The organism is Pantoea sp. JGM49, assembly GCF_018257655.1.
Taxonomy (GTDB): Bacteria; Pseudomonadota; Gammaproteobacteria; order Enterobacterales; family Enterobacteriaceae; genus Pantoea; species Pantoea communis.
On record NZ_JAERJM010000007.1, the window covers coordinates 263,236 to 270,347 of the forward strand.

At 54.6% G+C, this 7,112-nt stretch carries 6 protein-coding genes; 5 read left to right on the forward strand and 1 reads right to left on the reverse strand.

The features are described 5' to 3' along the window. The 5 genes from rbsA (at position 1) to rbsR (ending at position 5,371) form a co-directional block, all read left to right on the forward strand. Positions 1-1,509, forward strand: a complete 1,509-nt coding sequence (gene rbsA / locus JK231_RS14720; RefSeq protein WP_097118412.1) for a ribose ABC transporter ATP-binding protein RbsA — start codon at positions 1-3, stop codon at positions 1,507-1,509. Further along, complete coding sequence (gene rbsC / locus JK231_RS14725; protein WP_211728903.1) at positions 1,506-2,477, forward strand: ribose ABC transporter permease; 972 nt, start codon at positions 1,506-1,508, stop codon at positions 2,475-2,477. The genes rbsA and rbsC overlap by 4 nt, the downstream gene beginning before the upstream one ends. 27 nt (positions 2,478-2,504) lie before the next feature. After that, positions 2,505-3,380 (forward strand): ribose ABC transporter substrate-binding protein RbsB, encoded by an 876-nt coding sequence (gene rbsB / locus JK231_RS14730; RefSeq protein WP_034830075.1) that lies wholly within the window; start codon positions 2,505-2,507, stop codon positions 3,378-3,380. A 64-nt stretch (positions 3,381-3,444) separates the two neighbouring features. After that, positions 3,445-4,374 (forward strand): ribokinase, encoded by a 930-nt coding sequence (gene rbsK, locus JK231_RS14735; RefSeq protein ID WP_211728904.1) that lies wholly within the window; start codon positions 3,445-3,447, stop codon positions 4,372-4,374. Between the two features lie 13 nt (positions 4,375-4,387). Further along, complete coding sequence (gene rbsR, locus JK231_RS14740) at positions 4,388-5,371, forward strand: ribose operon transcriptional repressor RbsR (protein WP_211728908.1); 984 nt, start codon at positions 4,388-4,390, stop codon at positions 5,369-5,371. On the opposite strand, the gene mdtD is transcribed toward rbsR, so the two are convergent. After that, a complete protein-coding gene (mdtD, locus tag JK231_RS14745; protein ID WP_034830079.1) occupies positions 5,368-6,771 on the reverse strand; it encodes a multidrug transporter subunit MdtD in 1,404 nt (467 codons plus the stop codon). The genes rbsR and mdtD overlap by 4 nt on opposite strands. Positions 6,772-7,112 lie beyond the last annotated feature (341 nt).

Below are 7,112 nucleotides of genomic sequence, written 5' to 3' on the forward strand. Positions count from 1 at the left end.
ATGCAACCGTTATTGCAACTCAAAGGGATTGAAAAGTCGTTTCCCGGCGTGAAAGCGCTGAATGGCGCTTCGCTGGCTGTTTATCCGGGGCGCGTGATGGCGCTGGTGGGTGAAAACGGCGCGGGGAAATCCACCATGATGAAAGTGCTGACCGGCATTTACAGCATGGATGCGGGCTCTCTGCAGTGGCTGGGCAAGGATGTGGCTTTTTCTGGACCGAAAGCGTCGCAGGAAGCGGGCATTGGCATTATTCATCAGGAACTCAACCTGATTCCGCAATTGACCGTTGCAGAGAATATTTTCCTCGGTCGCGAATTTGTTAACCGCTTTGGCCGCATCGAATGGAACCGGATGTACGCCGAGGCGGATGCCTTATTACATCGTCTGAACCTGCGCTTCAACAGCCATAAGCTGGTGGGCGATTTATCGATTGGCGATCAGCAGATGGTTGAGATCGCCAAAGTACTTAGCTTCGAGTCGAAGGTCATCATTATGGATGAACCGACCGATGCGCTGACCGATACCGAAACCCTGTCGCTGTTCCGCGTCATCAATGAACTGAAAGCGCAGGGCTGCGGCATTGTTTATATCTCGCACCGTATGAAAGAGATCTTCGAGATTTGCGATGATGTCACCGTGTTTCGTGACGGGCAATTTATTGCCGAGCGCGCGGTGAGCGATCTCAGCGAAGAGAGTCTGATCGAGATGATGGTGGGCCGTAAGCTGGAAGATCAATATCCGCATATTGATCAGGCACCGGGCGATGTTCGTTTAACTGTTAAAAATCTCAGCGGGCCGGGCGTGGATAACGTCAGTTTCAACCTGCGCAAAGGGGAAATCCTTGGCATTTCCGGTTTAATGGGCGCGGGACGGACGGAACTGATGAAAGTGCTGTACGGCGCACTGCCTCGCAGCAACGGCACCGTTACGCTCAACGGTCGCGAAATTATTACCCGATCACCCCAGGACGGCCTGGCCAACGGCATCGTCTATATCTCAGAAGACCGCAAGCGCGATGGCCTGGTGCTCGGCATGTCGGTGAAAGAGAACATGTCATTGACCGCGCTGCGCTATTTCAGCCATGCCACCGGTAATCTGAAACACAGTGAAGAACAACTGGCAGTAGGCGACTTCATCCGTTTGTTCAACGTTAAAACCCCGTCAATGGAGCAGCCGATTGGCCTGCTGTCGGGTGGTAATCAGCAGAAAGTGGCGATTGCGCGCGGATTAATGACGCGCCCGAACGTACTGATTCTGGATGAGCCGACGCGTGGCGTGGACGTGGGTGCGAAAAAAGAGATTTATCAGTTAATTAACCAGTTTAAAGCCGAAGGGCTGAGCATCATTTTGGTGTCATCGGAAATGCCGGAAGTGCTGGGCATGAGCGATCGCATCCTGGTGATGCATGAAGGCCATCTGAGTGGCGAATTTTCCCGTGAGCAGGCTACCCAGGAATCCCTGATGGCGGCGGCAGTCGGTAAGCAACACAGCGAGGAGTTAGTTGTATGAGCACCCAAACCTTACCCGCCAGCCGTCGCTGGTTTAGCAAAGCCTGGCTGCTGGAGCAGAAATCGCTGATTGCGCTGATCGTGCTGATTGCCGTGGTGGCGAGCCAAAGCCCGAACTTCTTCACCGTTGCCAACATGTTCAACATCCTGCAGCAGACCTCGGTTAACGCCATTATGGCCGTCGGCATGACGCTGGTGATTCTGACTTCGGGTATTGATCTGTCGGTGGGATCGCTGCTGGCGCTCACCGGTGCAGTCGCCGCCTCAATTGTCGGTTTGGAAGTGAATGCGCTGGTGGCAGTAGCGGCTTCGCTGGCGCTGGGTGCGGCGATTGGTGGTATTACCGGCGTGATTGTGGCGCGCGGCAAGGTACAGGCGTTTATCGCCACGCTGGTGATGATGCTGCTGCTGCGCGGCGTCACCATGGTGTACACCAACGGTAGCCCGATCAACACCGGTTTCAGTGATAACGCCGATCTGTTCGGCTGGTTCGGTATTGGCCGTCCGCTGGGTATCCCAACGCCGGTGTGGCTGATGGCAGTGGTGTTCGCGCTGGCGTGGTACATGCTGCATCACACGCGCCTCGGTCGTTACATCTATGCGTTAGGCGGCAATGAAGCGGCGACACGTCTGTCAGGTATCAATGTTAACCGCGTCAAAATCATCGTCTATTCGCTGTGTGGTCTGCTGGCAGCGCTGGCGGGCACCATCGAAGTGGCGCGGCTTTCCTCTGCGCAACCGACGGCAGGTACCGGTTATGAACTGGATGCCATCGCGGCGGTGGTCTTAGGCGGAACCAGACTGGCGGGCGGTAAAGGTCGCATTATGGGCACGCTGATTGGCGCGCTGATCCTGGGTTTCCTGAACAATGGCCTGAATCTGATGGGCGTATCTTCTTACTACCAAATGATTGTTAAAGCCGTTGTCATTCTGCTGGCGGTGCTGGTGGATAACAAAAGCAGCAAATAACTCTGACCTTCACACAGGACTCTATAAATGAAAAAGTTAACTGCATTGGCCGTCATCCTTGGCGCCACCCTCAGTGCTGGCGCGATGGCTAAGGACACCATTGCGCTGGTTGTATCAACGCTGAATAATCCGTTCTTTGTGTCTCTGAAAGATGGCGCACAGAAAGAAGCCGACAAACTGGGTTATAACCTGGTGGTGCTGGATTCGCAGAATAACCCGGCGAAAGAGCTGGCGAACGTACAGGATCTGACTGTGCGTGGCACCAAGCTGATGCTGATTAACCCAACGGATTCTGATGCCGTGGGTAACGCCGTGAAGATGGCCAACCAGGCCAACATTCCGGTGATCACCTTGGACCGCGTGGCGGCACAAGGCACCGTGGTGAGCCACGTGGCTTCTGACAACCGCTTCGGCGGCAAAATGGCCGGTGACTTCATCGCGAAGAAACTGGGCGATGGCGCAAAAATCATCGAGCTGCAGGGTATTGCCGGGACTTCCGCAGCGCGCGAGCGTGGCGAAGGCTTCAAGCAGGCTGCTGATGCACACAAATTTAATATCCTGGCGAGCCAGCCAGCAGATTTCGACCGTACTAAAGGTCTGAACGTGATGCAGAACCTGCTGCAGGCGCATCCGGATGTACAGGCTGTATTTGCTCAGAACGACGAAATGGCGCTGGGCGCACTGCGTGCGCTGCAGACTGCCGGTAAAACCGATGTACTGGTGGTGGGCTTTGACGGTACCGCTGACGGTGTGAAAGCGGTAGAAGCCGGTAAACTGACCGCCACAGTGGCGCAGATGCCTGATAAAATTGGCGTGATTGGTGTGGACACTGCAGATAAAGTGCTGAAAGGCGAAAAAGTACAGTCGGTTAATCCAGTTGACCTGAAGCTGGTCACCAAATAAAAAACAAAGAAAAGCATGGCAACGCGCCACCGTCCTGGTGGCGCAACTTTCTGGATCACTCCCTATGAACACAAGTGCAAAACTGGCGGTACTTGGCAGCATCAATGCCGACCACATTCTGAACCTCACCCATTTTCCGCGTCCGGGCGAAACGGTGATCGGCAAACAGTATCAGATTGCCTTTGGTGGCAAAGGGGCTAACCAGGCCGTGGCGGCCGGTCGTGCTGGCGCGGATATCGCTTTTATTGCCTGTGTAGGTGCAGATGACATTGGCGAACGTATCCGCCAGCAGCTGCAGCAGGACCGTATTGATACTGCTCCGGTAGAAATCGTGGCAGACGAAGCCACCGGCGTGGCGATGATCTTCGTGAATGGCGAAGGTGAAAATAATATCGGCATCTATTCCGGTGCTAACGCGGCGCTGACGCCAGCCTGTGTCGATCGCCATCAGCAAGTGATTGCTGATGCTGAGGCCTTGCTGATGCAGTTGGAATCGCCGCTGGAAAGCGTGTTGGCGGCAGCGAAGATTGCGCGTGCCAATGCCACGCAAGTGATTCTGAATCCAGCGCCTGCCACACATTTGTCTGATGAGATGCTGGCCTTAATCGATATCATCACACCTAACGAAACCGAAGCCGAAATTCTGACCGGCATCGCGGTGAAAAGTGATGAAGATGCAGCACATGCGGCGCAGGCGTTGCATGATAAAGGCATCTCTACCGTTTTGATTACCTTGGGTCGTCGTGGTGTGTGGTTGAGCGAGCAGGGCACAGGCGTGCGTATTCCGGGCTTCACCGTGCAGGCTATCGACACCATCGCAGCGGGCGATACTTTTAACGGTGCCTTTATTACCGCGCGTCTGGAAGGTGTTGCAATGCATGATGCCGTGCGTTTTGCCCATGCCGCCGCCGCGATTGCGGTGACGCGTCCGGGTGCGCAGCCCTCAGTGCCGTGGCGCACTGAGATCGATAACTTCCTGCAGCAACAGGGTTAAGCCTTTGGCGACCATGAAAGATGTCGCCCGCCTGGCGGGCGTCTCCACTTCCACTGTTTCCCACGTCATCAATAACAATCGTTTTGTGAGCGAACAGGTGCGGGAAAAAGTGGATCAGGCAATCCGTGAGCTGAATTACGCGCCTTCTGCATTGGCGCGCAGTCTGAAGATCAATCAGACGCGCACTATTGGCATGTTGCTGACGGCCAGTAGTAACCCGTTCTATTCAGAAGTGGTGCGTGGCGTAGAAAATAGCTGCTACGAGCGCGGCTACAGCCTGATTCTGTGCAATACCGAAGGCGATGAAGAGCGCATGAATCGCAGCCTCGAAACGTTGATGCAAAAGCGCGTTGATGGCTTGCTGATGATGTGCACTGAAACGCATCTCCCTTCCGCAGAGATCCTTAACCGTTATCCTTCAGTCCCGATGGTGATGATGGACTGGGCCCCGTTTGAAGGGCGTGGCGACATTATTCAGGATAACGCGCTGCTGGGCGGTGAGCTGGCGACGCAGCATCTGATCGACCGTGGATACACCCGTATCGCCTGTATTGCCGGGCCTCAGGATAAAACCCCGGCGCGTTTGCGTCTGGAAGGTTTCCATAAAGCGATGGAAAGCAGTGGATTGCCGGTGTTGCCAGGTTATGTGGTTGACGGTGATTTCGAGTTTCAGGGCGGCTTCAACGCGATGAACCAACTGCTGACGTTAGAGTTGCTGCCCGAAGCGGTTTTCACCAGTAACGATGCGATGGCAGTGGGCGTTTATCACGCACTCTTCCAGGCGGGATTACGCGTGCCGCAAGATATCGCGGTGATGGGCTATGACAATATAGAACTGGCGCGTTATCTCACGCCACCGCTTAGTACCATCCATCAGCCCAAGGATGAACTGGGCGAACTGGCGATTGATACGCTGATTCATCGTATGAGCGATCCCGACGCCAGCCAGCAAACGCTGGTATTGACGCCGGAGCTGGTGGAACGCGGTTCGGTTTAAGCGGTTTTCTTCTTTTTCTCGCGATTAGCGATCAGATTGCGGCCATCGCCGGGACGCAGCATCAGGAAAGCAAACGCGGACAGCACGGTGATCACGCCCATCGTCAGGAAGGTGGCGTGGAATTGCTGCACAGTTGTGCTCTCGAAATCCTGATAGAAACGCAGTACCGCCGCACTGACGGCCACGCCAAAGCTGATCGATACCTGCTGCGTTACTGCCAGCACGCTGTTACCACCGCTGGCATTCTCATCATTCAAATCGGCCAGTGTGATGGTGTTCATCGCGGTGAATTGTGTCGACATCGCCATACCTAATACAAACAGCGCGGCTAACAGCATTAATACACTTTCACCCGGTGTTTGCAGTGAGAAGCTGGCGACAAGAATGCCGATGATGATGGTGATACCGACCAGCGTTTTACGATAGCCGAAGCGACGTAGCACTTGTGTCACGGTGGATTTGGCCAGCAGCGAGCCAATCGCTGTTGGCCCCATCATGCAACCCGCTATCAGTGCGGGATAACCAAAGCCCACCTGTAACATCAATGGCATCAGGAAGGGAATACAACCCGTGCCCAGACGTGCCGCGATATTACCAATGATGCCGACCGAGAAGGTTCGGGTCTTAAACATCGGTAAGTTGATCAGCGGTGCAGGATGGCGGCGTGCATGCACTATATATAGAAGCAATAGCGCGACACCGGCTAACAGCACCAGCACCGCCTGCCACGGCGACACGATACGCTCTCCGAACAGTTCGATACCGACGGATATCAGCACCAGACCTAAGCCAAACAGAATGAAGCCGCCAAAATCAAAGCGGCGCTTAGGCGTGGTGAAATCCGGCATATATTTACGTGCATAGAAGATGCCCGCGATGCCGATGGGAATGTTAATCAGGAATATCCAGTGCCAGCTGGCGTAGGTGACCAGCAAGCCACCGAGCATCGGCCCCAGAATCGGTCCGACTAATCCCGGCATGGTCACAAAGTTAAGTACCGGCAGCAATTCACTGCGTGGATAAGCACGCAACAATGCCAGGCGCGCGACCGGCATCATCATCGCGCCACCAACACCCTGGATAATGCGTGAGATAACCAGCATGCTCAGCGAGCCCGAGAGTGCACATGCTAAAGACCCTAACGTAAACAGTGAAACGGCCACGATAAAGACTTTGCGCGTGCCGAAGCGATCGGCCAGCCAGCCGCTGACCGGGATCAGCATGGCGACAGTGAGCGTATAGCTGATCACAGCAGATTGCATGGCAAGAGGGGATCGGTCGAGACTGGTGGCGATAGCAGGAAGCGCAGTATTGAGGATGGTGGCATCGAGGGCTTGCATGAAAAACGCCATTGCGGCGATCCAGGGCAAGCCGGCCATACTGCGCGCGGAGCGAATCATTGAAAGTCCTTCTTTAATAATTGTTCAGTCTGCAACAAAGAAAACGGCGTTGGACTAACAGAATAGCATTGGTGCTTATACGCGTGACGCTGATTTGTGCCGCCAAACGGGCGCTTTTGACTGATTATTGATCGAGAAATGTCTGTTTTTAGCCTGTTCGGTTAAAAAAGTAGCGCTCAGTCAATTTTTTGCAATAAACCCTTGTCAGCCCCGAATAACTCCCTATAATGCGCCACCACTGAGACGGCAAAGCGGCAACGCAGGCGGCTCAGCAGGGAGTGAAGAAATTCATCCCGCCGGAGAAAAACGCTGAAAAAAGTGTTTGACTCTGAAGGAGGAAA

Bases quoted from the DNA above. Each gene is read 5' to 3' on its own strand.
- rbsA (WP_097118412.1), top strand. From the start codon at position 1: ATGCAACCGTTATTGCAACTCAAAGGGATTGAAAAGTCGTTTCCCGGC.
- rbsC (WP_211728903.1), top strand. From the start codon at position 1,506: ATGAGCACCCAAACCTTACCCGCCAGCCGTCGCTGGTTTAGCAAAGCC.
- rbsB (WP_034830075.1), top strand. From the start codon at position 2,505: ATGAAAAAGTTAACTGCATTGGCCGTCATCCTTGGCGCCACCCTCAGT.
- rbsK (WP_211728904.1), top strand. From the start codon at position 3,445: ATGAACACAAGTGCAAAACTGGCGGTACTTGGCAGCATCAATGCCGAC.
- rbsR (WP_211728908.1), top strand. From the start codon at position 4,388: ATGAAAGATGTCGCCCGCCTGGCGGGCGTCTCCACTTCCACTGTTTCC.
- mdtD (WP_034830079.1), bottom strand. From the start codon at position 6,771: ATGATTCGCTCCGCGCGCAGTATGGCCGGCTTGCCCTGGATCGCCGCA.